The sequence below is a fragment of the Polaribacter marinus genome, assembly GCF_022662535.1.
GTDB lineage: Bacteria > Bacteroidota > Bacteroidia > Flavobacteriales > Flavobacteriaceae > Polaribacter > Polaribacter marinus.
The window spans coordinates 1-1,287 of record NZ_JAKQYM010000049.1 but is presented as its reverse complement, the minus strand read 5'-3'; the positions used below and the strand labels follow the sequence as shown (position 1 = coordinate 1,287).

Genomic DNA, 1,287 nt, shown 5'->3' with positions numbered 1-1,287 from the left:
TATTGAAAACACACATTGATAAAATCATAAATTCCAATTTTCAGAATATGAGTGAGCGCAATTTTTGGCAACGGTCTGGTATAAGAATAGTTGCGGGTTTGCGTGCGAGGAATTTCCGCAGGAAATTCAGATGTAGCAAACACGCAACTACCTTTTGATTAAGCACTAAACCGCAATTATTTTTATACATTGTTAGCTTTTAGTGCTTTTTGTCCGTTTACTTTTTCGTTAATATTTTATTTTTAGTCGGCTTTTCAATTCCGCAAACTTGCTCAAATTCCGCAATATTTTTAATTCAGATTTCGAGTGAGCAATTCCGCAACTTGCTAAATTCCGATTGAGTGAAATTCCGCTTTTCAATTCAGTTTTCGATTCCGCAAACGAGCTAAAAAGTCAGACGTAATTCAATTCAGAGTTTGAGTGATAATTCAGCTCAACATTCCGCAATTCATTTTCAAATTCCGCTTTAAATGACTTTTGATTTAAACCCAAAATTGGCGGTTTTGCAATGTCCCCAAGCATTAAAGCTAACGTGTTTGTATAAGCTTTGTTGCGTTGTTTAACGCAGTGAATCTAATAAATAAAGCACGAACGGCGAAATTCCGAAGGAATTTCCCAAGTGAGCCAAAACCAGCAATAAAGTTTATACGGTGTTGCCCGCCGTTTTTTTTCAGATTATGGTTTTTCATTCCGCCAATTTTAAAGAGAATGTTTAATTTTAAATATATTATTATGCCAAAAGAAAAAAATTATTTCAAAGACCCATACACACCAGAAGTCAGAGATTTATTCCAACAATTTCAGCAAAAGATTTCAGAACTTGCCAAAATAGAAAACGAATTAATTTCAAAAGGTTGGGATTTTCCACCTAAACCTCCAAAGGATTATTCGCGAATTCAGAAAATTTCTTAATTTCCTTTTCGCAAACTTTCTCAACAGAAGTGAAGCAGTCAGTTCCATAATTTTTAACTGCCAGATTACATTTTCTTTCTATTTCCGATTTATGTTTTTCAATAATTGGATCTAAAAGAATATTATTTTCCATATAGTTAGAATATGTTTTTACTGTAATTCTCTCTTTTAAAAATTCGGATTTATACTTTTCTGAAATTTCATTAAGTTCTTTTTTAAGTTCATTTATTAAAGATTTCATTTTTCAGATTTTGAGTGAGTAATGGCTGGCAACGTGTTTGTACAAGATTTTTTGCGACGGTTAAGCAATAAAGTTACTAAATAAAACACTAACAAAGAAAGTCCGAGAGGACTTTCGTAAGTAAGCCTAAACAA

General features: G+C 32.5%; 1 protein-coding gene. It reads right to left on the bottom strand.

Features of this window, described 5'->3' with window-relative positions; all coding sequences use genetic code 11:
- Positions 1 to 868 precede the first annotated feature (868 nt).
- Complete coding sequence (locus tag MC378_RS15345) at positions 869 to 1,153, bottom strand: hypothetical protein (protein WP_242179721.1); 285 nt, start codon at positions 1,151 to 1,153, stop codon at positions 869 to 871.
- Positions 1,154 to 1,287: the final 134 nt, after the last annotated feature.

Bases quoted from the DNA above. Each gene is read 5' to 3' on its own strand.
- MC378_RS15345 (WP_242179721.1), bottom strand. From the start codon at position 1,153: ATGAAATCTTTAATAAATGAACTTAAAAAAGAACTTAATGAAATTTCA.